Origin of the sequence: Xanthomonas cannabis pv. cannabis, assembly GCF_000802365.1 — a bacterium.
GTDB classification, from domain to species: domain Bacteria; phylum Pseudomonadota; class Gammaproteobacteria; order Xanthomonadales; family Xanthomonadaceae; genus Xanthomonas; species Xanthomonas cannabis.
Genome location: NZ_JSZE01000202.1, coordinates 1 through 1,858, shown reverse-complemented (window position 1 = coordinate 1,858; position 1,858 = coordinate 1). Strand labels below are relative to the sequence as shown.

At 68.1% G+C, this 1,858-nt stretch carries 2 protein-coding genes; both read left to right on the top strand.

Going from position 1 to position 1,858, the window contains the following annotated elements; genetic code table 11:
- A partial coding sequence (locus OZ10_RS22990) for a YadA-like family protein (RefSeq protein ID WP_180322026.1) occupies positions 1 to 163 on the top strand: 163 nt, incomplete at its 5' end.
- A gap of 237 nt (positions 164 to 400) precedes the next feature.
- Positions 401 to 1,858: S8 family serine peptidase (locus OZ10_RS20040; protein ID WP_039566849.1), on the top strand; the 1,458-nt coding region annotated here is incomplete at its 3' end.

Sequence of the window (1,858 nt, the reverse complement as noted above, 5' to 3'; positions counted from 1 at the left end):
GTCGCAGAACCGCATCGGTGCCGGTGTGGGGTTCCAGAACGGCGAATCGGCGTTGTCGGTGGGCTACCAGCGTGCGATCAGCCCGCGCGCGACGTTGACGGTGGGCGGTGCGCTCAGTGGCGACGACAGCTCGATCGGCGTGGGTGCCGGTTTCGGCTGGTAACGCGGCACACGCACGCGCAGTTGCATCACACGTGGCGGCGCGCACATGCGCCGCCGCGGCAAGGCAAGGCCTGAGGGGGCGGGCAAGGACCGTGGCTAGGCCAGCCAACGGATTCGCATGGAGTGATGGCCGTACCAGGAGCGATCCACAGCAACAGCGCAGGCCGTTTGACGGCTGCGCGCCGTTGCCGACGTCGCTCCAAGCCTGATTCACGAAAAACACGAAGAGGATTTCACCGTGATCGACAAGACCTTCCGCCTCACCCCGCTGACCGGCGCCATCCTGATGATGGCCCTGGGTGCATCCGGCACCCTGGCTGCCGCACCGAAACTGCTGGTCAAGGAGCCGACCCAGGCAGCGCCGGCCGGCGCCGCATTCAGTAGCCGCCTGATCGTGCGCTACAAGGACAACACTGCCGCTGCGACTGATCGCAGCAGCAAGCTCAATGCCGTGCAGGCCGCTGTCGGCCGCGTTGGCGCCAGCACCGGGGCACGCAGCGCTGCCGCCGCTGCCAAGGCGACGTATGTGCGCAAGCTGGGCATCGGTTCGGACCTGATCAGGCTGTCCAGCACGCTGACTGCCGCACAGGTAAACAAGGTGGTGGTGGAGCTGAAGAACGACCCGTCCGTGGCCGACGTGCAGATCGACCGCATGCTGCGTCCGATCGACATCCAGAAGAACGTGCCGGCCACCGACGTGAGCCCGCAACTGGTGCCCAACGACCCGCTGTACGCGCAGTACCAGTGGCACCTGAGCAACCCGACTGGCGGCATCAATGCGCCGGCGGCATGGGACCTGTCGCAGGGCGCCGGCGTAGTGGTGGCAGTGCTGGACACCGGCATCCTGCCGGGCCATCCGGACTTTGCCGGCAACCTGCTGCAGGGCTACGACTTCATCACCGATGCAGAAGTCTCGCGCCGCCCGACCGATGCCCGCGTGCCGGGCGCGCTGGACTACGGCGACTGGGAAGAGGCCGACAACGTCTGCTACGACGGCTCGGTGGCACAGGAGAGCTCCTGGCACGGCACCCATGTCTCGGGCACCGTGGCCGAGGCGACCAATAACGGCATCGGCATGGCCGGCGTGGCGCCGAAGGCGACCATCCTGCCGGTGCGCGTGCTCGGCCGTTGCGGCGGCTACACCTCCGACATCGCCGACGCCATCGTGTGGGCGTCCGGCGGCACCGTCGAAGGCGTGCCGGCCAACACCAATCCGGCCGAAGTGATCAACATGAGCCTGGGCGGCGGCGAGCCGTGCGACTCGGCCACCCAGCTGGCGATCAATGGCGCGGTCTCGCGCGGCACCACCGTGGTGGTGGCGGCGGGCAACAGTGGCGAAGATGCAGCCAACCATTCGCCGGCCAGCTGCAACAACACCATTACCGTGGGCGCCACGCGCATCACCGGCGGCATCACCTATTACTCCAACTACGGCAGCAAGGTCGACCTGTCCGGCCCGGGTGGCGGTGGCAGCGTGGACGGCAATCCGGGCGGCTACATCTGGCAGGCCGGCTACGACGGTGCGACCACCCCGACCTCCGGTTCCTACATCTATATGGGAATGGGCGGCACCTCGATGGCGTCCCCGCACGTGGCCGGCGTCGTGGCGCTGGTGCAGAGCGCGTCCATCGGTCTGGGCGATGGCCCGTTGACCCCGGCCGCGGTGGAAGCCCTGCTCAAGCAGACCAGCCGCCGT